Annotated in this window: 27 protein-coding genes; 5 read left to right on the plus strand and 22 right to left on the minus strand. The window is 38.9% G+C overall.

The genetic code is table 11. The annotated features are described in order from the left end of the window. Positions 1–229: 229 nt before the first annotated feature. The 10 genes from JFV29_RS01085 to JFV29_RS01130 all read right to left on the minus strand — a co-directional run bounded on the left by JFV29_RS01085 (position 230) and on the right by JFV29_RS01130 (position 13,343). A complete protein-coding gene (locus JFV29_RS01085) occupies positions 230–1,930 on the minus strand; it encodes a sigma-54 interaction domain-containing protein (RefSeq protein WP_201180766.1) in 1,701 nt (566 codons plus the stop codon). Between the two features lie 132 nt (positions 1,931–2,062). Next, entirely contained in the window at positions 2,063–2,464 is a 402-nt protein-coding gene (locus tag JFV29_RS01090; RefSeq protein ID WP_056529601.1) for a MaoC/PaaZ C-terminal domain-containing protein, read from the minus strand. Then, entirely contained in the window at positions 2,461–2,913 is a 453-nt protein-coding gene (locus JFV29_RS01095; protein ID WP_056529604.1) for a MaoC family dehydratase N-terminal domain-containing protein, read from the minus strand. The genes JFV29_RS01090 and JFV29_RS01095 overlap by 4 nt, the downstream gene beginning before the upstream one ends. Positions 2,914–2,931: 18 nt before the next feature. Further along, entirely contained in the window at positions 2,932–3,696 is a 765-nt protein-coding gene (locus tag JFV29_RS01100; protein ID WP_190269658.1) for an SDR family oxidoreductase, read from the minus strand. 20 nt (positions 3,697–3,716) lie between these two features. Next, the gene (locus tag JFV29_RS01105; protein WP_098174625.1) at positions 3,717–4,892 is read right to left on the minus strand and encodes an acyl-CoA dehydrogenase family protein; all 1,176 of its coding nucleotides are present in this window, start codon (positions 4,890–4,892) and stop codon (positions 3,717–3,719) included. Positions 4,893–4,918: 26 nt separating this feature from the next. After that, positions 4,919–6,070 carry an acyl-CoA dehydrogenase family protein gene (locus JFV29_RS01110; RefSeq protein ID WP_201180770.1) on the minus strand — a complete coding sequence of 384 codons (1,152 nt, stop codon included), beginning with the start codon at positions 6,068–6,070 and terminating at the stop codon, positions 4,919–4,921. Positions 6,071–6,095: 25 nt separating this feature from the next. Next, entirely contained in the window at positions 6,096–7,715 is a 1,620-nt protein-coding gene (locus tag JFV29_RS01115) for a long-chain-fatty-acid--CoA ligase (protein WP_201180772.1), read from the minus strand. Positions 7,716–8,105: 390 nt separating this feature from the next. After that, a complete protein-coding gene (gene parC, locus JFV29_RS01120; RefSeq protein ID WP_053345887.1) occupies positions 8,106–10,550 on the minus strand; it encodes a DNA topoisomerase IV subunit A in 2,445 nt (814 codons plus the stop codon). Further along, positions 10,540–12,525, minus strand: coding sequence for a DNA topoisomerase IV subunit B (gene parE, locus JFV29_RS01125; RefSeq protein ID WP_056526451.1), 1,986 nt, complete (start codon positions 12,523–12,525; stop codon positions 10,540–10,542). The genes parC and parE overlap by 11 nt, the downstream gene beginning before the upstream one ends. 407 nt (positions 12,526–12,932) lie before the next feature. Continuing rightward, positions 12,933–13,343, minus strand: coding sequence for a CoA-binding protein (locus JFV29_RS01130; protein ID WP_201180773.1), 411 nt, complete (start codon positions 13,341–13,343; stop codon positions 12,933–12,935). Between the two features lie 498 nt (positions 13,344–13,841). Here JFV29_RS01130 and plsY point away from each other — a divergent pair, with 498 nt between their 5' ends. Then, entirely contained in the window at positions 13,842–14,429 is a 588-nt protein-coding gene (gene plsY, locus JFV29_RS01135) for a glycerol-3-phosphate 1-O-acyltransferase PlsY (protein WP_201180774.1), read from the plus strand. A gap of 338 nt (positions 14,430–14,767) precedes the next feature. Next, the gene (locus JFV29_RS01140) at positions 14,768–14,911 is read left to right on the plus strand and encodes a YycC family protein (protein ID WP_082527609.1); all 144 of its coding nucleotides are present in this window, start codon (positions 14,768–14,770) and stop codon (positions 14,909–14,911) included. 15 nt (positions 14,912–14,926) lie between these two features. On the opposite strand, the gene JFV29_RS01145 is transcribed toward JFV29_RS01140, so the two are convergent. Beyond that, positions 14,927–15,271: a PadR family transcriptional regulator gene (locus JFV29_RS01145; RefSeq protein WP_242485270.1), complete on the minus strand. Its 345-nt coding sequence runs from the start codon at positions 15,269–15,271 to the stop codon at positions 14,927–14,929. Positions 15,272–15,465: 194 nt separating this feature from the next. Beyond that, a complete protein-coding gene (locus JFV29_RS01150) occupies positions 15,466–15,963 on the minus strand; it encodes an NUDIX hydrolase (RefSeq protein WP_201180775.1) in 498 nt (165 codons plus the stop codon). Positions 15,964–16,053: 90 nt separating this feature from the next. On the opposite strand from JFV29_RS01150, the gene JFV29_RS01155 reads away from it, so the two are divergent. After that, positions 16,054–16,350 carry a HesB/YadR/YfhF family protein gene (locus tag JFV29_RS01155; RefSeq protein WP_056526443.1) on the plus strand — a complete coding sequence of 99 codons (297 nt, stop codon included), beginning with the start codon at positions 16,054–16,056 and terminating at the stop codon, positions 16,348–16,350. Positions 16,351–16,393: 43 nt separating this feature from the next. Here the strand turns inward: JFV29_RS01155 and JFV29_RS01160 are convergent, their stop codons facing one another. From JFV29_RS01160 to acnA, 7 genes are all read right to left on the minus strand, one after another. Further along, the gene (locus JFV29_RS01160; RefSeq protein WP_201180776.1) at positions 16,394–16,687 is read right to left on the minus strand and encodes a hypothetical protein; all 294 of its coding nucleotides are present in this window, start codon (positions 16,685–16,687) and stop codon (positions 16,394–16,396) included. Between the two features lie 34 nt (positions 16,688–16,721). Beyond that, positions 16,722–17,144, minus strand: coding sequence for an acyl-CoA thioesterase (locus JFV29_RS01165; protein WP_201180777.1), 423 nt, complete (start codon positions 17,142–17,144; stop codon positions 16,722–16,724). 164 nt (positions 17,145–17,308) lie between these two features. Continuing rightward, on the minus strand, positions 17,309–17,560 hold the full coding sequence (locus tag JFV29_RS01170) for a small acid-soluble spore protein Tlp (RefSeq protein WP_201180778.1): 252 nt from the start codon (positions 17,558–17,560) through the stop codon (positions 17,309–17,311). 78 nt (positions 17,561–17,638) lie between these two features. Further along, positions 17,639–17,782: an acid-soluble spore protein N gene (locus JFV29_RS01175; protein ID WP_201180780.1), complete on the minus strand. Its 144-nt coding sequence runs from the start codon at positions 17,780–17,782 to the stop codon at positions 17,639–17,641. 167 nt (positions 17,783–17,949) lie between these two features. Further along, positions 17,950–18,078, minus strand: a complete 129-nt coding sequence (locus JFV29_RS01180; RefSeq protein WP_081108788.1) for an FbpB family small basic protein — start codon at positions 18,076–18,078, stop codon at positions 17,950–17,952. Between the two features lie 281 nt (positions 18,079–18,359). Further along, complete coding sequence (locus JFV29_RS01185; RefSeq protein ID WP_309559057.1) at positions 18,360–18,962, minus strand: peroxiredoxin family protein; 603 nt, start codon at positions 18,960–18,962, stop codon at positions 18,360–18,362. 152 nt (positions 18,963–19,114) lie between these two features. Further along, a complete protein-coding gene (gene acnA / locus JFV29_RS01190; RefSeq protein WP_053345876.1) occupies positions 19,115–21,826 on the minus strand; it encodes an aconitate hydratase AcnA in 2,712 nt (903 codons plus the stop codon). 385 nt (positions 21,827–22,211) lie between these two features. Between acnA and sspO the strand changes: the two genes are divergently transcribed. Beyond that, complete coding sequence (gene sspO, locus JFV29_RS01195; RefSeq protein WP_201180781.1) at positions 22,212–22,364, plus strand: small acid-soluble spore protein O; 153 nt, start codon at positions 22,212–22,214, stop codon at positions 22,362–22,364. A gap of 127 nt (positions 22,365–22,491) precedes the next feature. Here the strand turns inward: sspO and JFV29_RS01200 are convergent, their stop codons facing one another. After that, a complete protein-coding gene (locus JFV29_RS01200; RefSeq protein WP_116822025.1) occupies positions 22,492–22,755 on the minus strand; it encodes a hypothetical protein in 264 nt (87 codons plus the stop codon). Positions 22,756–22,868: 113 nt separating this feature from the next. Here JFV29_RS01200 and JFV29_RS01205 point away from each other — a divergent pair, with 113 nt between their 5' ends. Then, positions 22,869–23,012 (plus strand): small acid-soluble spore protein P, encoded by a 144-nt coding sequence (locus JFV29_RS01205; RefSeq protein WP_083450736.1) that lies wholly within the window; start codon positions 22,869–22,871, stop codon positions 23,010–23,012. A 155-nt stretch (positions 23,013–23,167) separates the two neighbouring features. Here the strand turns inward: JFV29_RS01205 and JFV29_RS29965 are convergent, their stop codons facing one another. Both JFV29_RS29965 and JFV29_RS01210 read right to left on the minus strand, forming a co-directional pair. Continuing rightward, complete coding sequence (locus JFV29_RS29965) at positions 23,168–23,356, minus strand: hypothetical protein (RefSeq protein WP_207205067.1); 189 nt, start codon at positions 23,354–23,356, stop codon at positions 23,168–23,170. Between the two features lie 26 nt (positions 23,357–23,382). Then, the gene (locus JFV29_RS01210; RefSeq protein ID WP_201180783.1) at positions 23,383–23,532 is read right to left on the minus strand and encodes a hypothetical protein; all 150 of its coding nucleotides are present in this window, start codon (positions 23,530–23,532) and stop codon (positions 23,383–23,385) included. Positions 23,533–23,910 lie beyond the last annotated feature (378 nt).

A 23,910-nucleotide genomic window follows, 5' to 3' on the forward strand; every position in this document is an offset into this window, starting at 1 on the left:
TAGTTAAACACAGTTACTGTGGCTATTTCAAAGTCCCAGAAAATTCATTATTGAATCATATAAATGAAAAAAAGGGGTTCTATATAGGATAGTCATCATTCACTTTTGACTGAAAAAATCATTTCTGAATTAAGTTAGTTTCGTGAATGAAGACCTAAAATATTTGTTATTCAACGGGTAGCGATAAATAGTAAGAGGGGATTTCCGATAAACGGAAATCCCCTCTTACTTACCTATCCTTTTCACTGACCTTTAATTGATATTTTTTAAGTTTCCTCACAATTGTCGCCTGACTCGAATCTAGGGCTTCTGCGATTTCATATGTAGTTTGGTAGGTTTGCGCCGCTTTCGTCAATATTTCCTTTTCCGCTCTTTCTACCGCTTCTTTTAAAGTAAGTGTGCCTTTAAGGTTGGAATGATTCTGATTTACCTGCTGATATTCTTCCGGAAGATCGCTAAGTGAAAGTAATTGATTATTTGTTAGGACGACGAGCCTTTCCACTATATTATTCAACTCACGGACATTTCCTGGCCAATCATATTGAAAAAAATATTCTTTCAATCTCGAATCTATTTCTTTCGAGAATTTATATTGTTCGTTGGCTTTTGTTAAAAATAAATCCGTCAATGCTAGAATGTCTTCTCTTCTCTCCCTTAAAGGGGGAATCGTAATTGGTATGACATTCAGCCTGTAATAAAGATCTTCACGGAATTCACCTACTTTAACCATTTCCAATAAGTTGCGGTTCGTGGCTGCGATTATTCGAACATCAATTTTTTTGGGCTTCGTTCCTCCGATTCTTTGAATCTCCCTTTCCTGAAGTGCCCTAAGTAGCTTTACCTGCAATTGTAGAGGAAGCTCCCCCACTTCATCCAAAAATAAAATCCCACTCTCAGCCACTTCAAACATCCCTGGTTTCCCTTTTTGATTAGCTCCGGTAAACGCGCCGCCTTCATATCCAAAGAGTTCGGATTCCAATAAATCCGCCGGAATTGCCCCGCAGTTTATCTTTACGAAGTCTCCTTTTTTAGATCGGATGCTCCGGTTGTAAATATTACGGGCCAGTACATCTTTTCCAACGCCCGTTTCTCCTAAGATCAGTACTGTCGCATCAATATCCGAGATTCTTTCGGCAATCTCATAAATCATTTTCATCTTATCACTGACAAAAACAACCCCATCCTGACTTGTTATCTTTCGAAGTTTTTCAATTTCCTGCTTATATTGATTATTCAATTCATTAACTTTCGTCAATTCATGCATCAGTTCATTTAAATCTGACAAATCACGTATGTTCGTAACGACTTGCTCAATTTCACCTTCTTCATTAAAAACGGGACTTCCTGTAATTAATGTTTCTTTTCCAGCAAAATTATCCTGTACGACTGAAACCGTTCGTCGCAGCTTCACTACCTTATGTGTCACCGAAGTATTCAAAATACCTCGTTTTATTAATTGGTCCACCGATTTGCCGATATAATACTCTTTCGGAATGCCAGTAATCCGTTCAATCGCTGAATTTGTGTAAAGTGTAATGCCATTTTGATCGGTGATATAAATCCCATCATAGGAATTTTCAATAATGGCATCTAGAGCGCGATTCAGTTTTTCCGTTTCATGGGCATCAACCAATAAATTATCCAAAAATTGTGTTTCACTGCCTACATAAAGAATATCGCCATTATCCAATTGTGTCAGAAATATAAATAAATACCGTTTGTCATGCAGGCGTGCAGCTGCCAATCTATTATTATCGAGAAATTGCCACTCTTCAAATTGTTCGGTAAGTAGTTTCTTCCCATTCTGTCCTATCCGATCATTTAGGTAACTGCTCCAATCCCTAATCCGGTATTCAGAATCAACGACTAGAGCAGGAAAGATCCACTCTTTGAGCAAATTAATTTGAGAATCCTGTTTTACATGATTCATTAATAATATTCACCGCCGCAAAAAGAATTCTTTTTTAGTACAATTCTGGATAGATTTCGAATCTCCTTTAATATTGTCGAATTTTAATCCTAAAAAAAGTAGTGATGAAATAAATTTCACCACTACTTTCCTTTAGTAGGTCCTAAAAATAACCTCACCACTGATCGCTTCCTTACCTGATTGGTTGATTGCTGCTACATTGAAATAATACTTATCTTCCTTTTTCTCTTTTAAATCTGCTTGAAGGGTTATAACATCATTCAAGAAAACCATACCTTTGAAACGAATCTTGTATTCTTCAATGTACCCAATTTCATATAGATTACTGAAAATCTTTGCCAGGTTTCCCATCGTCCACATTCCGTGTGCAATAATCCCAGGCAAACCAGCATTTATTGCTTCTTCATCAATCGTATGAATGGGATTAAAATCACCTGATGCCCCTGCATACTTAATGAGATCCAAACGTGTTACAGGTCCAAGCTCTATCGAATGCAACGAGTCGCCAATATGCAGTTCAGTTAATGTAGTCACTTGCTCATCACCATCCTTTTTATCGTTTCATTGATAATGACAAGTTGTTCAGCGGTAAAAACAATTTCTCCATTTGCATCTGTCCCGTAATTTTTCAAGGCTAGGAATCCCATTTCCCCTTGCTTCCCTTTTTTCTCATAGTAGTCCCTCACTTCTGTATAACAGGTAATTTCTTCTCCAACCCTCAGCGGACGGTTATAATGATATTTCTGTTCACCGTGTATCAATCCTTTATTTGGGAGGTCTAAGCCTTCAATCGTTCCAAAATCAAAAACTCTTGGAAAAGTTGGGGGCGCAATATTCGTACCATACCTCGATTGCCTACCTTTTTCTTCATCGATGAAAATCGGATGCGGGTCACCAATCGCTAACGCAAATTTTTTAACGGCTCCCCGTTCAACCAGATTTTTAACCGGTTTAGATTGTTTTCCAATACTTTCATTGAACATATCATCCCGCCTTTACTCTTAATTTTTTGGACCACCCGCAACATATAGAACTTGCCCACTAACGAAAGATGATGCTTCATCAGCGAAAAATGCAACAGCATTAGCGATGTCACTTGGCATACCGCTTCTAGCAACTGGAATACTGTTTGCCCTATCCTGGATAAATTGTTCAAAACTCACTCCCATTCGCCGTGCTGTTTCTTTCGTCATTTCGGTTTCAATAAAACCAGGTGCTACCGAATTAGCCGTTATTCCATATTTACCAAGTTCAATTGCAAGTGTTTTTGTTAACCCCTGCAACCCCGCTTTTGCCGCTGCATAATTAGCCTGACCGCGGTTACCTAGTGCCGAGGTGGAAGATATATTAATAATTCTCCCATATTTGTTTTCAACCATATACTTCTGAGCCGCACGAACCGCATTGAAGGTACCTTTTAAATGCACGTCCATTACTGTCTGCCAATCTGAATCGGTCATTTTAAATAGTAAATTATCTCGAATGACACCTGCATTATTCACGAGAATATCTAGCGAACCGAACGTATCAGCTATTTCTTTTACTGAAGCTTCTACCTCTTCTGAATCCACCACATTGGCGACCCTTGTAAAAATGGTATAGCCTTGATCCCTTAGTTCATTTCCTGTTGAGGTCAAAACTTCCTCATTTATATCTATGATAGCAACCTTTGCTCCTTCACTTGCAAATAGTTCTACGATTGCCCGTCCAATTCCCCTGCTTCCACCAGTAACTAAAGCGGTTTTCCCTGAAAATCTTCCTGTCATAATCTTTTCCTCCTAATCTATTATAAAAATTGTCCTAATTTAACATGTCCTTTAATTAAATTCCGTGAAATAATCATGCGCTGTATTTCATCGGTCCCATCATATATTCTCCAAAGTCTTGCCTCACGGTACCAGCGCTCAATTGGAAGTTCCTTCGTATAACCCATGCCCCCATGTATTTGCAACACGCGATCAACGACACGATTCCCCATATTTGCTCCATAGAGTTTAGCCATAGAAGCTAGATGACGATTGTCTTCTCCATGATCTAGTGTGTAGGCGGCATTTAACACAAGCCACCTTGCAGCTTCTATTTCAACAGCCGAGTCAGCAATCTGCCATTGAATAGCCTGGCGCTCAGCGATTGGTTTACCGAATGTGACGCGTTCTTTTGCATAATCTATAGCCATTTGCAGCAATCTTTCTGAAGAACCGACAGCACGTGCCCCCACGATCCATCTTGCAAAACCAATCCATTCAAGGCCAAGTTTATAACCGCCATGCACTTCTCCTAAAATATTTTCCTCAGGTACCCGAACATTATCGAAAACTAAACCAGCCGGTCCCCATTCTCCCATCGTGTTGATATACTCAGATTTCCAGCCCATGCTCCGATCTACGATGAAACAGGTGACCCCTTCTGTGCCAGTTTCTTGATGAAGTTCTTTATCGGTAACAGCAATGACCATGACGAAATCGGCATCATTTCCACCTGTAATGAATGTTTTTTCTCCATTCAGCACCCACTCATTGCCATCTTTTATCGCAGTCATTTTAATATTTCGAGTATCGGACCCAGCTCCCGGCTCCGTCATCGCAAAACAGGATTTTTTCTCCCCATTAATCGTAGGAATCAGATACTTCTTTTTCTGTTCTTCGTTTCCATAATAAAGAATATTGTCCGCAGAACCGCCAAAGCTGAAAGGTACAAACGTTTTTGATACTTCCATCAAGACTATTGCCATCATCATCTGCCCTAAGTCGGCCCCGCCAAACTCCACCGGCGTATTAATGCCCCAGAACCCCGCTTTTTTTGCTTTTTCCTGTAATTCTATTAATTTCCCTTCAGGTAAACTAGGTTTTCCTGCTATTTCGTTGCGAAGTACTTCATTTTCCAAAGGAATTAATTCATTTTCCACGAACTTGCGTATTGTTTTTTGTACCATTTTTTGTTCATCTGATAAACGTAAATCCATTATAACCCCTCCATTTTCTCATTAAACTATTTTTGATAATTTTTCTTTAATTGTCCTGTAATGATATTTTTCTGGATTTCGGACGTTCCTTCATAAATTCTAGTAATTCGTGCATCCCGATAGAAACGTTCGACTGGATAATCCTTCATGTATCCCATCCCTCCATGAATTTGAACTGCTCTATCGGCGACCCTGTTATATACTTCCGAACCATACAGCTTCAGCATTGCCGCTTCTTTAATAATTTTCTCTTTTTGATCGACCATCCATGCAACCCGGTATGTGAATGAGCGGAGCGCTTCTATTTCCATCGCCATTTCGGCAATCATATGAGATACGGCTTGATGATCGATAATAGGAACATCGAATTGTTCACGTTCAGTAGCATAATGGATTGATAAATCAAGCAGGTATTGGCAGGACCCCAAATTTCGTGCGGCAAGTCCCGCCCGGCCATTTGCAAGGATTTTTAATGCATTGACATATCCTTTCCCAACTTCCCCTAGTACATTTTCCACCGGAACCTCACAATCTTCAAAAACCAGTTCGGCAGAATGTGAGCCCCGAAGTCCCATTTTCCTTTCAATGCTACCAATTTGAAAACCTGGGAACCCCTTCTCTACAATGAATGACGTGATTCCTTTTGCTCCTTTTCCCTTATCCGTTACCGCCATAACAGTAAAAACATCGGCCACATCTGCATTCGTTATATAATGCTTAGTCCCATTAAGAATATACTTATCCCCTCTTTTGACAGCAGTCATTTTTAGATTCGTCGCATGAGATCCGGCAGCAGGCTCAGTTAAAGCGAATGCGCCAATTTTATTTCCGCTTGCCATATCTGGCAGGTACTTTTGCTTTTGCATTTCATTGCCCATTTCTACGATTCCGACCGTCCCTATGCCAGTATGGGCACCAATCAGAGTGGTATATCCATTATGTGTTTTACCGATTTCTTCATATAAGGCACATTTCCCTACCATCCCAATGCCTAGCCCGCCGTACTGTTCTGGGATACTGAGTCCAAATAGCCCGATTTCCTTCGATAATTTGATGATGGATTCTGGAATATGATCATCTTCCTCTATTTGCATTGAATATGGTTCGATTTCTTCTTCAATAAACTGCCGTATATTTTCTTTTAAAAGTAGGATGTCTTCATCTAAGCGAAAGTCCATTTGCATTCCCCTTTTTACCTACGAATTATTTGTTAGCGTTTTCATTCATTACCGGATAAGCAGATTTATATTTTTCTTGAAGCTTTCGTTTTAAAATTTTACCGACCGCAGTTTTGGGAAGTTCACTTTGAAAGGTGATGACTTCCGGTACTTTAAAGGCTGCGAGCTGTTTTCGGCAGTATTCATTCAGTTCCTTTTCAGTTATCCATTCATTTGGCTTAATTACAACGGCTGCATGAACGGTTTCACCACGATATTGATCGGGAACACCGAATACCGCTGCTTCAAGTACCTTTGGATGGCTGTAAAAAACCTCTTCAATTTCAATAGGATAAATATTAAATCCGCCTGCGATAATCATTTCTTTCTTTCGTCCAACGATGTAAAAGAAACCATCTTCATCCATCTTTGCGATGTCACCGGTATATAGCCATCCGTTTTGAATCGCCTGCAACGTTTCTTCTGGCATGCCCCAATACCCTTTCATCACCTGAGGTCCCTTAATGACCAATTCGCCAGGTATATCAACCAAAAGGGACGGCTCACCTGTGATACTGTCAATAATGGCGGCATCTGTATTTGGGATAGGTATCCCAATACTTCCGGGTTTTTGCAGGCCTCTAACTGGATTTCGATGCGTCACTGGTGAAGCCTCAGACAAACCATATCCTTCAGCAATCATTGATCCGCTTACTTCGTTAAAACGTGACAATACATTTAGAGGCAATGGCGACGAACCCGAAGTGCATGTTTTCAAAGAATGCAAATCAAAAGGATGGGACTTGTAATATTGTAATAAAGCAATATACATCGTCGGCACAGCTGGGAAAATAGTCGGTTTGAGCTTATTAATAATATCAACTATCTCAGCCACCTCAAACCTAGGTACTATAATTAAATTACCTCCATTATAAAACGTCAGATTCATAGCAGAGGTCATACCATATACATGAAATAGAGGAGAAACGGCAAGTACCCTTTCCTTCGCCTTTTGAGTATTGATTTGTGAAGTAGCCGCGCTTTGCAAGGTGTTAGCCACGATGTTTCGATGTGTTAGCATCGCACCTTTTGAACGCCCCGTCGTTCCTCCTGTATATTGGAGGACAGCAACATTTTCATCAGGTTCAATTGGTACAGTAAAATCTTCCTCTATTATTTTCATAAGCCTTTTTGTCAGCTCACACCTGCCATTTTCCATAGACACGCTTATTGTCTTTTCAACACGTGTTTCTGGTAATATGGCTTCTACCGTGGGATAAAGTTTATCGAGCACAATGATGTGTCTTGCACCTGAGTCTTTTAGGACATGTATCAATTCGTTCGCCTTATACATTGGATTGATTTGAACAACGATCGCACCATTCAAAAGTGTTCCAAAAAAACTAATCGGATATTGAGGACAATTGGGCAGCATAAGAGCCACACGATCTCCCTTTTTAACCCCATCATCAGCAAGTATCCGGGCACATCTTTTCACTAACTGCCCAAACTCAGAATATGTATACGTTTGATCCATAAACGTAATCGCTGTTTTATCCGGATACAGTCCAACTGATTGGTAAAATAATTCTGTTAGAGATATTTCAGGTATATCAATTTCCATTGGATTTCCGGACGGGATATGCTTGTTCCAAGGTCTATCCATTAGTCCTCCCCTTTCTTCATTCAAAAAATAAAGAAGTCATGCTAATAATATGCAAGGAGTGTGCCAAAAATAAATCGTACTGGTGCATAGATTCTATCAGCATTAGAATTCATAATTGAATTATTTGTTGTTTGGATAAGATTATTAGCTTGCTAGTACAAGGATTTAAAATTGACTCAATAATTCATTTTTGATTTAAGAATATAGCCCGAAAAAATAATAATTGTAGTAGTTGCAAATAATGGGATATTATCAGGAGATTATTTGGTCGATGAACATGATACATAACCGGCACCCTACCGTTTATTTGTTTTGTTTGTTTTTCATCATAATAAACTAAATAAAAGGGATGCTGATTATTGTCAGCATCCCTTTTTATAAAAAAATTGTTTACGACTCTAAAGCAGATTCATCCTCTAAAGATATCTTCCACAATTCTTTCGCTTTTCCACTTACAGTTTCATCAAAAACAAAAGATCCATTCGTGTAACGATCATGATTTTTTAATGAAGCAGCATGGATTGTTTCAATTATGCCCTTTTCAGAAAGAATGAAAAGACTGTCGGTTTTATTGACAGTTTCAAATCCAATGACCCGATGTGGATTCGATTTCAATTCTCTCAAGACCACGACCCCGCGTTTTGCACGGCCAGTTTTTTCAAACTCGGTTAATTTCATTTTCTTGATGGCTCCGCGCTGGGTAACAATCAGAATTGATTCTTTACTATCCTTAGCTAAAACCTTGCCGCCAATAACATAGTCATCTTCTTTTAAATTAATCCCCTTAACTCCTGCTGCACGGACTCCAACGACACTTACTTCTTCTTCATCAAACCATAAACCGTAGCCATTATGAGTGACTAGGAAAAGCTCGGCCTGACCATCTGTATGATGGACATCAACCAATTCATCATCGCCCTTTAAATTGACACCAACTAGCGGTTTCGAATGCCGCTGTGCTTTATAGGAAGCTAGTTCAGTCTTTTTCACCATACCGTTTTTCGTGACGAACACTAAGAATTGCGGCAGGGTAAAGTCTTTGATTGGAATCGCTTTTATGATTTGTTCTTCTCGATCAATAGGAATGATGTTCGCGATATGCTGGCCGGTTTCCTTCCAGCGAATATCAGGAAGCTGATGAACTGGACAATAAAGGTAATTACCTTTGGAAGTAAACAGCAACAGAACGTCTGTTGTATTCATTTCCAGCCGCTGGAGCATTCGATCGGAATCTTTCATTCCAAAATCAAGCCCGCCTGATGCTGAATACGATCGTAAGGACGTCCGTTTGACATATCCTTCTTTCGTCACTGTCACCATCACGTCTTCACTCGCGATTAAGACTTCAAGATTGATTTTGATTTCTTCAATCTCTTTCTCAATTTTAGAGCGGCGTCCGTCATCAAACCCTTTTTTAATGAATCGTAATTCTTTTTTTATTACTTGAAGAAGTACCCTTTCACTGCCTAGGATTTTGGTCAATTCCTCAATTTTGCTGTTCAACTCCGCTGCCTCTTCTTCAAGAGCCGTAATATCTGTGTTTGTTAAGCGGTATAATTGTAAGGATACAATAGCTTCTGCTTGGGCTTCTGTAAAAGAAAATTTAGCGATAAGGTTATCTTTAGCATTACGTTTGTCTTTAGACGCACGGATGACAGCAATAACTTCATCTAAAATTGACAGTGCTTTCATTAAACCATCGACAATATGTGCCCGGTCATGTGCTTTTTGCAATTCATAACGAGAACGGTTTACAATTACTTCTTTACGATGATTGATATACGCATCGAGCATTTTTGGAAGGCTCATTAACGTTGGTCGTTTTTTATAAATCGCGACCATATTAAAATTGTATGCAATTTGAAGATCTGAATTTTTGTATAAATAATGCAGGACACCATTTGCATCTGCTTCTTTTTTCAGTTCAATTACAATACGTAAACCTGTACGATCAGTTTCATCACGTACTTCTGCAATGCCTTCTACTTTCCGATCAAGACGGAATTCATCCATTTTCTTAACAAGGTTCGCTTTATTGACTTCATAAGGGATTTCAGTGATGACGATTTGCTGTTTACCACCACGGATTGTTTCCACTTCAGCCAAGCCACGAATTATGATTTTCCCTTTACCTGTTTCATAGGCTTTACGGATACCTTCAATTCCTTGAATGATACCACCTGTAGGGAAATCCGGACCTTTAATGACCGTCATTAATTCTGCTACTGTTGCTTCTGGATTATCAATTCGCATTATAGCAGCATCAATGACCTCACCTAATTGATGCGGAGGGATTTCCGTTGCATAGCCTGCAGAAATTCCTGTCGAGCCGTTAACAAGTAAATTAGGGAACATCGCAGGTAATACGATAGGTTCTTCTGAGGTATCATCAAAATTCGGGACAAAATCAACAGTTCGTTTTTCAATATCACGTAACATCTCAGATGCAATTGATGAAAGCCTTGCTTCTGTATATCGCATTGCAGCAGGCGGATCTCCATCAATACTACCGTTGTTTCCGTGCATTTGGACCATGACTTTACGCAACTTCCAGTCCTGGCTCATCCGTACCATCGCCTCGTAAACCGAAGAATCTCCATGAGGGTGATAATTACCAATTACATTTCCGACTGTTTTTGCAGATTTTCTAAATCCTTTTTCCTGTGTATTTCCTTCTACATACATCGCATATAATATCCTGCGCTGTACCGGTTTTAACCCATCCCGTGCATCTGGAAGTGCTCGATCCTGAATAATATATTTACTATAACGCCCGAAACGGTCTCCAATAACCTCTTCAAGCGGCAAATCACGAAACGTTTCCTCAAATACCATCGTTATTGACCTCCTCTTCAATCGACATATTTTCATTATCTAAAATATTCGATTCTTCTTCGAGACCAAAAGCGACATTGGTTTCAATCCATTTACGGCGTGGTTCCACTTTGTCTCCCATTAACGTTGTCACACGTCTTTCTGCACGCGCACCGTCATCGATTTTCACGCGTATTAATGTTCTGGTTTCCGGGTTCATTGTCGTATCCCATAATTGATCGGCATTCATCTCACCCAGCCCTTTATAGCGCTGAATCATATAGCCTTTCCCCACCTTGTTTATCGCTCCCTGAAGTTCATCATCACTCCATGCATATTCAATGACTTCTTTCTTCCCGGTCCCTTTACTCACTTTATATAACGGCGGCAAGGCTATGAACACCTTACCTGCCTCAATTAACGGCTTCATATAGCGGTAAAAGAATGTTAGCAGCAGCACTTGGATATGGGCGCCATCCGTATCGGCATCAGTCATGATAATCACTTTATCATAATTAGTGTCCGAGGTATTAAACTCGGCCCCGACGCCTGCACCGATAGCATGGATAATCGTATTGATTTCTTCGTTTTTAAAAATATCCGCTAGTTTCGCCTTTTCTGTATTGATAACTTTACCCCGTAATGGCAGTACCGCTTGAAAACGGCGATCGCGGCCTTGTTTTGCGGATCCTCCTGCAGAGTCCCCTTCCACAAGATACAATTCATTCCGCTCAGGATTTTTAGATTGAGCTGGTGTCAATTTACCAGAAAGGATGGCATCCGACTTTTTCCGTTTCTTCCCACTTCTTGCATCTTCACGCGCTTTACGAGCAGCTTCACGTGCCTGGAATGCTTTAATTGATTTTTTCACCAACAGTGCACTAGTAGTCGGATCTTCTTCAAAAAAGTAAGCCAAGTGCTCCGACACGATTGAATCAACAGCCGAACGGGCTTCGCTTGTTCCAAGCTTGCTCTTGGTTTGTCCTTCAAATTGCAACAGTTCTTCAGGGATACGCACAGAAATAATTGAAGATAAGCCTTCTCGTATATCGGTACCTTCGAGGTTTTTATCTTTTTCCTTAAGCAGCCCCATTTTTCTAGCATAATCATTAAATGCCCGTGTCATAGCCGTTTTTGCGCCAATCTCATGGGTGCCGCCGTCTTTTGTACGAACATTATTTACAAAGCTTAGAATATTTTCTGAATACCCATCATTAAATTGAAAAGCCAGGTCGACTTCTATCCCATTCTGTTCTCCTTCTAAGCTAATAACACTATGAAGGGTTTCCTTTTCTTCATTTAAGTAGGCTACAAAGGCTTCAATTCCGTTTTCATAATGAAAAGTCTCATGCAGGTCATTACGTTCATCCGTCAATTCTATTTTCATGCCTTTTAAAAGAAAGGCTGATTCGCGTAGACGTTCAGAGAGGATATCATAATTAAAAGTCGTAACCGAAAAAATTTTCGGATCTGGCTTGAAATGGATTTTCGTCCCAACTTGGTTGGTCTTTCCAATTTTCTCTAGGGTCGTTTCCGGTTTTCCTCCCTTGAAAAACCGTTGTTCATAAACAAAGCCATCCCTTTTAATCGTCACGACAAGCCATTCAGACAATGCGTTAACGACAGAGGCACCCACACCATGAAGGCCACCGCTCGTTTTATATCCGCCTTGTCCAAATTTACCGCCTGCATGAAGAATCGTCAAAATGACTTCAGGTGTTGGTTTCCCCAATTTATGCATTCCAGTGGGCATCCCACGCCCTTTATCTGTCACACTTATACTGTTATCTTTATGTATTTTCACACTAATCTGGTCTCCATATCCAGCCAAAGCCTCATCTACGGAGTTATCTACAATCTCGTACACTAAATGATGAAGTCCACGTGCATCAGTACTGCCGATATACATACCGGGACGTTTTCTGACCGCTTCAAGTCCTTCCAGTACCTGAATTGCATCATCATTGTACTCGATTGTTTTTACTTTCTTTGCCACAGAAATTCCCCTTTCCTTACTAAACACAATTTCCGGGCCAAATCATACTGCAATGAAATGACTCTCTAGCTCTTACAAAATAATTCATACGTTGATAATCATACAAAAAGTATAATACTTTCACGAACAAAGAACAAGTGTTCTATTTTTTTAGTCCCTTTTATTAGCGTTAGCACCATCCGTTAGAACTTGTTAGTTTTGTAAACGTATCTTAGCTACCGTTCTAATTGTAGCGGTAATTTTTCATTTGGCAAATATACTTTTACTATTTCGCTTAAATTATTCTTTAAAATGATCGATATGCCCCCACGTTCTCCAAATCCAGTCATAGCTAGGCATTATTGGATTTCTTCGGATGAAACTTTCGATACCTTTAATTAAAGAGCGGAAAATCCGCTCTTTCCAATTTACTTCGTAAGGGCGTGTTCAACTTTTATACATCGATCCATGATGACAGTATAACCTTTTTCTTTTAGATAATCATAAGCTTCTTCATTTTCAACCCCAAGCTGCGCCCAAAAAATATCAGCATCGATTTCTGCGAATTCTTTTGCAATCCCCGGGAGGAATTCAGAACGGCGAAAAACATTGACGATATCAACATGTCCTTCAATATCTTTAAGTGCTTTTACGGCCTTAACGCCCAGCACTTCAGATACAGCTGGATTTACCGGGATGATTTCATATCCGCTATCCTGCATTGCTTTTGATACCATATAAGAAGTACGCTCGGGGTTATTTGATAATCCCACAACAGCAATGCGCTTCGATTTTTTTAACATCTGACCCATTTCTTCTCTGCTTGGATTTTCTATCATTTTTATCAATCCCCTTTATAATAAAATGTATTCTTACGCATAAAGTATTCCTCAACATGGATATTTTACAGAGAAAAGCTGACTATTACCATTATTAAGAAAAACAATTATACAAGAAATAACTTGCTTCGAAAAGGTAAGTCTCTCTTAACTTCCTTTATTTTCATACAGACTACCACGGATTGCATCAATTTATACACTATAGGTAACCCGCATATCTTATATTTACGAAAAAACGAATTCATAAACCTCTCCACCCTATATGAACATAAACGTATATCAAATGATGTATGTTCATCAAGGAAAAATCTTTTTTTAGAGGATTTTTTTTTGGACAGCCATACCATTTTGTCACGAAAATGTTACAATAAGAGGAGCTTATCAGGTATTTAAAGGCTGTTTTAGCTGTTCCTCCACGTCCAATATCGATAAAAGGAACATTCAGCCTGTTAACCGAGATAAAATAAGAAGATTTTTCTTTAAAGAAAGGGTCATAGAATGCTTACATTTATCACTTTACTGTCTGCCTACTTGATTGGTTCGATTCCATCCGGTCTAATAATCGGAAAAACCTTTTACAAAATCGATATTCGGGAGCATGGCAGTAAAAATCTAGGCGGGACAAATACCTTCCGGACACTTGGTGTCAAGGCAGGGCTAACCGTAACTATCATGGATATACTTAAAGGGACTCTAGCAACTTTTCTTCCGTTAATGCTAGGCGTGGAAATGAATCTATTGCTAGCCGGAGTTTTTGCAGTAATCGGTCATATGTTCCCTATTTTTGCAAACTTTAGGGGTGGGAAAGCAGTCGCAACATCGGCTGGTGTTATCCTTGCATATGAACCATTATTTTTTCTTATTGTCCTTATCATATTCTTTATATCCTTATACATATCCAAATATGTTTCACTATCTTCCATGATTGCTTGTCTACTAGCTCTCATTTACAGCTTAGTGTTTCATACCGATGATTGGGCTCTTATTATTGTAATTGGCATTTTAACGATTTTCATTTTTTACCGCCACCGTGCGAACATCAAACGAATAATCGATAAAACTGAACCAAAAGTAAAATGGTTGTAAGAGGAGGCCATTGGCTTTTTTAAACAAAAATAAAAGCCCGTCTTTACGGGCTTATTTCTATTCTAAAATTAATTGGCCATATGCTTCAGAATCCTGGCATGTCCTAACACCTTTTCCGAATAATTCCCAATTTTCTAAATCATTATGTTTTTAACAAACTTCATTGTTAATATTAAATATGTTCAGCAGTATTACGTTTCACCTTTTAATCTCCTACCTACTAGCGGAAGCAAAAGACTGACTGATTGATTCATGCAAATTGCCCTCATAAGGATTGAATAATTGAAGCATTGAGGCTACACTAGAACTAACCAAAAATCGTCTTTAGGAGAAGAGCCATGAAACCATTACAAATATCAACTGAAACTGCATTAAAGTTATCCGAATCTCTCAACATGCCATTAGAGCAAATCATGCATATGCCCACGCCCATCTTGCTGAAAAAGCTGGCTGAGGCTGAAGCCAAAGAAAAAACAAAATAGCTGCAGACATTGCAGCTATTTTTGTGTGCGATCATAGATAGGTGAAACAACCTTACCGATTACATCTTGAAAGGCGTTCCACTCTTCCCATTGAACTTGAAATTGAGCAACACCCAATTTCGTCGCATAATAGTATTTTCTTTTAGGACCTTCTAAAGAATCTCGCCAATAACTTATTAGATACTCTTTGCCTTCTAGCCTTTTTAAAGCGGGGTATAGCATACCTTCTTTATAATGCAAATAGCCATCACTTAACTGTTTAAGCTGTTCAATCATTTCATACCCATACATATCCTTTTGAGCTAATAGTGAAAGCAGCACCATCTCCGTACTCCCTTTTAGCAGCTCTGTTTTCCGCAAATCAGCTACCCCCTCTAAATTAGATGATCTATCACTATATCTTCACATTGTATAGTTTCCGAAATATTCTATTGGAACTATAAAAAGCTTGCTTAACTCACTATAATACCAATATTCCAAATATTCATCTGCCAATTTATGTTATATAGCTAAGGACATAATAAATACTTCCGTTGAATTCAAAAAAAAACCGCTCAAAGGCGGATTTTAGTTGGAGAAATACTTTTTTTCATGTTAGGCAATGGCTTCTTTTTAACGGAGAGTAAAAGATTGTTTTCATATGTACAAGCAAATTCGTATGGAGGGTCATCCAGTAAAATATCGCTTAGATAATACTTTATGTTGGGCACAACTTCATCTGCCTCCATAACCCATTGATATGGCTTCCAGGCAAGTTCTCCTTCATCGCAAGCTAGAAGTCCACCCCCGGTATCTTCGGCTCGGTATACATACATTCCTCCCGTTTGATTCCATGTCACAATCCCACGAAAGGTCAGTCCTTTTACCTTCAAACCAGTTTCTTCAATAATTTCTCGTTCCATCGACTCATCGATTGTTTCACCTGGTTCAATTTTCCCGCCTACACCATTCCATTTATGTTTATTTGGCTCTTTTTTGCGAAAAAGCATTAAGACTTCATTTTTGCCAGATTTTTTTCGAGTAATAAAACAAATATTGTATATAATCTCCATAGCGATTTCCTTTCTATAGCGCACAATATTCGCATCTGCTATATAATTACTTTATACTTAAATAGCGAACCTCTGGGAAGGAGAATTTGAATGAAACTAACAATTTCCGAACAAGCTGCTAAGTGGTATAGCGATGAGTTAGAGCTTCAGGAAGGCTCTCATTTGCGCTTTTATGTAAGATATGGAGGACATAGTTCCGTTCAAAGCGGCTTTTCATTAGGTATCATGATAGAAGAACCTGAAGCTGTGGCAGCGGCAACTACATTGAATAAGATTACTTTCTATGTGGAAGAAAAAGATATCTGGTACTTCGATGGTCACGATTTACTTATCACCTTTAATGAAAAACTAACTGAGCCAGAATTTCATTACGAAAAAAGTGCTTGATACATGCAGCAGCGGTGTAGACTGCTGTTGCAAAATTCCCTATTCAATTGACCAGCCTTTCATTAATATCCTCGGCTTTAAGAATTTCCTTTTGCCTAGCCCCCAATAGATCAAAATGAGAATAGCCATCCTTCCGGTGATGAATCCATTCTTTTTTCAGTCCGTATTTTTTGCCCCACTCTGCTAATCGTTCTAAATCATTGCACCCAACTTTTGTCACGGTCTTACAACCAGGAAAGCGATCATCGAGCCAATAATGAGTCAGAAATGCAATTTGTCCCTGATCAATTTGCTGCTTCCAGGCTACTACGTCTACCCGTTTTATCCCAAACGCCATCCTTAATTCACCTCAAATTATGTAATTACATTAGTTAATCCTGTTTTTTATTTTGCTCATAGGCCTCATGCCAATCAGGGAACATACGTTTAATAGATATAGGTCGGAAGTTGTCCTTTTTAACGCAAACATGTGAAGACTGGCCGGTTGCAGACACTTCATTTTCCCCGTTAATGATTTCATATCCATAAATGACACGCAGACCATCATATTTTTCAATCCAAGTTTTTACCTTTACTTTATCACCATAGCGGACAGGTATTTTATATGAAGCCTGGATATCCATAACAGGAGAGAGGATACCAACCGCCTCCATATCAGCATAATAAAACCCTAAATCATTGATTAATTTCGTTCTGCCAAGTTCCATCCATACAAAATAATTAGCATGGTACACTACACCCATTTGATCTGTCTCTGCATATCGAACCTCAATTTCATTTTCAGCAATCAACATCATATTTCCCCACTTTCATTTCTATTGCAATATACATTTTACCATAACTTCCGGCTAACTTTCATGTAAGCGAATCTCCTACTCTCCATTCTTTATCCATTCATCTAAAAACGAAAAATCATAAAAGAAGGGGGAGAAAGAACCTTCTTTCTCCCCCTTTCTATTTATTCTAATTGATTATCGGTTTTATAACCTCTTTCACGAGCTTGTTGTTCATCTTCTACTTCTGACATCATGCCAGCAATACTCTCTTTCCTTCGGTCGTTTTTGGCCCTTATCGCCTCTTTATCCGCTGATGAAGAGAGTGACATTGTTTCATTTGCAGCCTTTATGTTCTCTTCTGTATTCTGAATTGCATCCTGAAGTTTTTCAACATTATCCAATCTGTTGTCTTGATTGTGTTTAAATGAGCCCATTTTCTATCGCCTCAAATCATGTTATTTTTTTGTAAATAGTTTACATAATATTATTACAAGTATTTAATTAAAAGCAGTTTATTCGCCTTTTGTTTGAATAACCTGAGCATGCTTACCAGATTTGTCCTGCATTTGCTTTCCGTTATTTCCTCCTGCCGCTCTCGGCTGTGTACCAAGATGGCTTGGTCTGAAGTGTTTAGAATCTTTTTTAGGATTACCCATTTTTAATCGCCTCCTTACCTTATCATTGTTAAAAAAGCTGAAATTCATGAGTGCCAGTTTTTGAAAAGGCACTATATTTTTTAAACTAAACCGAAAAAGAGCCAGCACTTTGAAGAAAACTTCAATGTACTGGCTCTTTTTTTTTCGAAAGAAAGCCCTTGCAAAGGTTATTCAGCCTTTTGCATATGTTTTTTCTCAAGTCGTTCCTCAAGTCTTTCCATTTGTTTAACGTCCATCAACAATTCTTTTTTATTTTCTTTAATCAATTCTTCAAACGTCCGTTTTCTTTTTTTCATGTTTTTCACCTACTTGTTCATAATATAATGTTCAGCATTACCCAATTAACGTAAAATTATGACTATATGGTGCGAATTCTTTCAATTGTCATAATTATCAGTTATTTATATTTATAAACACCCCTTTATATCACCCTCTATACTTTAACCCATTTTTCATAGGCAGTAACCTTATTTTTAATATTTTTTTGATTTTTCAATTAATTTATGACAAATTTGTTACATATAAGCTAAATCAATAACCACTATATAAAAAAATACGGAACCCCATAAGGATTCCGTCAATTGATGCTATTGATGTTTCGTTCCATATCTTTAAGCTGCATCGCTGAAATAACTTTATTTCTGATAATACCCTTACTGTCGATAAAGTACGTCGTCGGAATACTAAGAATTTTATAACGCTCATTTACCGGGTTTTTTGCACTCTGACTGTCTAAAGGAATGGTAAAAGTGATACCATTATCCTCAACAAATGCTCGTACATCATTTTCCGGATCAATGTTGACAGCTAGAATGACGACATCTTCTCCTGCCTGTTGCGAATATTTCTGCATATCTGGCATTTCCTTTTTACAAGGCGGGCACCACGTAGCCCAGAAGTTCAGCATTACTTTTTTCCCTTTATAGTCCGACAAATTAACCTGCTTGCCATCGAGCGTCTTTAGGGAGAAATCTGGTGCCGCTGCACCAATTTTAAGTCCGCCCAGGGAATCATTTTCAGCATTTTTATCAGGTTTATTATCCATCGCTTGCACGATTGCTATCGTAAACAGTGACAGTAAGACCACCGAGGCAATAATTTTTTTAAGCATACTCGTCCCCCTAGTCCCATTACAATATAATATTTGTTCAATTCCAGAAATAGAACAACTTACTTCCATTTCCACTAACCTCTTCCATCTTATCAATAAATGCATATTCAGAAAAGCGTTATTAATAAAAATCACTATATATTATTCCAGTATTTCATAATCTTGACACAAAAAAAGCGGCAAACCTAGCATGTAGGTTTGCCGCTTCTCAAAAGCTTAAATTAGCCTTTTAATTTATTACGTAATACCATTTGAAGGATACCACCGTGACGGTAGTAGTCGATTTCGATTTCAGAGTCGAAACGAACAAGTACATCAAATTCTTTTACGTTTCCAGCTTCATCAGTAGCTGTAACTGTTACGATATCACGTGGTTTAACTGTTTCGTCGATTTTAACAGCAATCGCTTCTTTACCAGTTAATCCTAGTGTTTCAGCGTTTTCGCCTTCTTTGAATTGAAGAGGAAGAACACCCATTAACGCAAGGTTAGAACGGTGAATACGTTCGAAGCTTTCAGCGATAACTGTTTTGATGCCAAGAAGGTTAGTACCTTTTGCAGCCCAGTCACGAGAGCTTCCCATACCGTAGTCTTTACCAGCAATAACTGCAAGACCTGTTCCATCAGCTTTGTATTTCATACAAGCATCATAGATAGCCATTACATCGCCTGTTGGCCAGTAAGTAGTGTAACCACCTTCTGTACCTGGAGCAACTTGGTTACGGATACGAATGTTAGCGAAAGTTCCACGCATCATTGCTTCATGGTTACCACGACGAGAACCGTAAGAGTTAAAGTCACGTGGTTTCACACCGTTTTCACGAAGGTAGATACCAGCTGGTGTATCTTTACCGATAGCACCTGCAGGAGAAATGTGGTCAGTTGTTACTGAGTCACCGAATTTACCTACTACGCGCAAGCCAGAAAGTGGGTTAACTGAACCTGGTTCTGGTGATAATCCTTCAAAGAATGGAGGATTTTGAATGTATGTTGATTTAGAATCGAAAGCGTAAATTGCTTCGTTGCTTGTTTGGATTTCATTCCAACGTTTGTTATCGTTGAATACTGTTTCGTATTCTTTACGGAATAATTCCGGTGTAACTGTTGCTTTAACAGCAGCGTTAACCTCTTCTTGTGATGGCCAGATATCAGCAAGATACACATCGTTGCCGTCTTTATCTTTACCAAGTGAATCATTGTTAAGATCGAAGTCCACAGTACCTGCAAGTGCATATGCCACAACCAAAGTTGGAGAAGCAAGGTAGTTTGCTTTCACTAGTGGATGAATACGACCTTCGAAGTTACGGTTACCAGAAAGTACTGAAGTTACTAGAAGATCTGCTTCAGCAACTGCTGCTTCGATTTCGTCCGCTAATGGACCTGAGTTACCGATACATGTTGTACATCCGTAACCAACTACGTTGAATCCTAATTGATCAAGGTATGGTTGAAGACCTGCATCACGAAGGTAACCAGTAACAACTTTAGAACCTGGTGCTAATGATGTTTTTACATAATCCGGAACAGTCAAGCCTTTTTCAACTGCTTTTTTAGCAATAAGACCTGCTCCAAGCATTACGTATGGGTTAGAAGTATTTGTACAGCTTGTGATTGCAGCAATTGCGATCGCGCCTGTTTTCATTACCGTTTCTTTACCATCGGCAAATTTAACAGTTACTTCTTTATCTAATTCAGAATTGTCCATGCCGAAACCTTGGTTACCCATAGGTGCATTGATAGCATCATGGAAAGATTGTTTCATTTGAGAAAGTGGAATCAAATCTTGTGGGCGTTTAGGGCCTGAAAGGTTTGGTTCAATTGCTGAAAGGTCGATTTCCACAACATCATTGTAAGCTGGATCTTCGTTTTCAGGAGAGTAGAACAATCCATTTTCTTTGCAGTAAGATTCAACAACTTTAATTTGTTTTTCATCACGGCCTGTTAAGCGCATGTAATCGATGGCTTCTGCATCAACTGGGAAGAAACCAACTGTAGCACCGTATTCAGGAGCCATGTTAGCAATTGTTGCACGGTCAGCAAGTGGAAGGTATCCTACTCCAGGGCCGTAGAACTCAACAAATTTACCAACTACGCCGTGTGCACGAAGAACTTGAGTTACTTTCAATGCAAGGTCAGTAGCTGTTGTTCCTTTAGGAAGTTGACCAGTTAGTTTCACACCAACTACTTTTGGTACTGGGAAGTATGAAGGCTGTCCAAGCATACCTGCTTCTGCTTCGATACCGCCGACACCCCAACCAAGAACACCAATACCGTTGATCATTGTAGTATGTGAATCTGTACCGAATACAGAGTCAGGGAATACTTCAAAGTCGCCGTTTGGAGTTTCAACCGCATGTACTACGTTCGCAAGGTACTCAAGGTTAACTTGGTGAACGATACCAGTTGCTGGTGGAACCGCACGGTAGTTGTTGAATGATTTTTGAGCCCAGCTTAGGAACTGGTAACGCTCTGCATTACGTTCGAATTCAAGATCCATATTGGCATCAAGAGAATCAATTGTACCTGCTTTATCAACTTGTACAGAGTGGTCAATTACAAGGTCAACTGGAATTTCCGGGTTGATTTTATCAGGATCTCCACCAAGTGCAGCGAATGCATTACGTAGAGAAGCTAAATCTACAACAACTGGAACACCAGTGAAATCTTGTAGGATAACACGTGAAGGCTTGAACGGAACATCTATATCTTGTTGCTCGCTTGTTCCCCATTTAGCAAGGTTCGCAACGTGTTCTTTTGTGATTACTCTTCCGTCTACTTGGCGAAGTACTGCTTCAAGTAGGACTTTAATGGAATATGGAAGGCGTGATACTTGGCCGTCCCCTGCTTTTTCAATAGCGTCTAGGCTGTAGTAGTTGTAGCGTTCCCCTTCAATTTCAAAGGATTTACGCGCTTGGTATACGTCATTTTTCGTCATGAATATTACCCCCTATTAAACTGTCAGAACTTATTCTGCACATAAAAGTAAAACCTGGTTCACTGAAACCATGTCTACTATAAATATAAGTAAAAAAGTTAGTTTGTCGAATTTTCTCTCTGTTCTCCCACCCTAACTCTTCCTTCGACTTAATACTAATATAGAATTGAGTATAAGTAAATAACAAGAAAGTTATTGTTTTTGATAAGTTTGACTTATAGAAAAATCTCCTTTATTTATTAAAGTGCTTTTGGGAAGCCTTACTTGCATGTTGTTTTTCTAAAATGTTCTAATTATATACCTGATAAATTATTCCAATAAAACATATTAGTAATGCATACATAATCATTCACCATTATCACACTCTATGAGTGGAGGTGTCGAAATGGCAAAACAAAAGGCTAATCATGTAATACCCGGAATGAACGCTGCAAAAGCACAGGGTAATGGAGCGGGTTACCATGATGAATTAGGAAATGAACCACCGTTAACCGAGATCCAAAGGCAAAATAATAAAAAACGAAAGAAAAACCAATAATTTCCTTATTCTAGCATTAAATAGTAAAGGCTTTTTGAAAATGCAGATGAACTGCATTCTTCAAAAAGCCTATTCTATTCTAAAAACAGGGAAAAAGCGCTTCTACTAGTGCCTTCAGGTATAGAAATCAATAATCGTCTGAATTGACTTCATTTACAATTGCCTGAATATCCTGTTCAAATTGTTTTAATTGTTCTCGCTGATGCTCAGAAGCGGTGACTAAAGCTGATTGTATTTGCTGAAAGGCCTCATTTACTTCCTGCTTCACATGTTTCAATTCTGTTCCGTAATTCGGCGCCGTTTTTTCAATGGCTGAGTACATATCAGTTACTTGTTGATGGCTTTGCTGAGCTTCTTGAAAAGTCCTCCGCTTATCTTGTTTATCCTGCATTAGATTCATCTCCTTAATTAGTATCCATCCATAGCATGTACGAGGTATACAAATATATGTATATGAATAATTTTTCACCGATTGATTATCTTAAGGTGTAGGAGGGATCGCACATGAACAAAAATGATGGTAAAGATATTCGAAAAAATGCACCTAAAGGTAATAACCCAGGTCAACCTGCCCCGCTAAGCGGTTCTCATAAGGTAAAAAATAGACAGCATTCCCGTCAGAAACATAATAGCAGTCACGATATGTAAACGGTTCTGCTTATATATTCGTTCCATAACAAAAGCGGTGCCGCCTTAAAGGGTCGACATCGCTTTTGTTTACATACTTTTTCTAATTCACAGAATGACCAAATGCTGGATTCAAAATAGTCCGGACTAATCTTTTAATATTTTTTGGGTACGCATTAATTACCCAGATATATCTCTGCACTTGAGTATAAGGCTATAATCTTGGGGGATTTCGTTATCCATTTAGGACTTTTTCCAAATGTTTTACTGTTGGTGTCAAGTGTCAAGTTAGCGAAGAAATATGCTTCACGAAGGCGACGTGATGGTGCACTGTCTTTTAAATAACCGGCACTCCCGTTATGCATCATACTTGATTGAACGGCTTTAATTGTTAAGTATTCCGCTTTAAGGCGGATATTAGCACTTGGGTAACACCCAGACCGAGAGGAATTTGGTAAGCTATGAATGCCGGACGAATCTGCTCCACAAATGTATCAGCATCTCCAGATAACACCCAGAATACGATTATTTTCGTTGACACCTGCTATTAATCCGAACCAATGATTATACCAAGGTTTGAAACAGACGCCAGAACACCTTTAAGAATATAGCCGCCTTCTGTAGGTTCTGCGCTTAAGTTCAGCTTTTCAAGCCCTGCTTAATATTTCAACAAGTTAGACTGTCCTGTTGCACCTAACAGTTCCCATTCTCAAAAGATGACACCAATTTACTTTTTATCACTTCATTATTAGTTACAGATATACGTAACTGCAGCAAGGTGGCACCAGATACAAAAAGCTGTAGTCATGCATACTTTAGCTGTTTCCTCTTCTACATGCATCTCATCTAATAAGATTTCCTTTTGCGTCTTATTAATAGAAGAAAGTAAACCAGCTTTCCCTAGCTTTTTTATATAAGA

The sequence above is a fragment of the Peribacillus sp. TH16 genome, assembly GCF_016651095.1.
In the GTDB taxonomy this organism is placed as follows: Bacteria; Bacillota; Bacilli; order Bacillales; family DSM-1321; genus Peribacillus; species Peribacillus butanolivorans.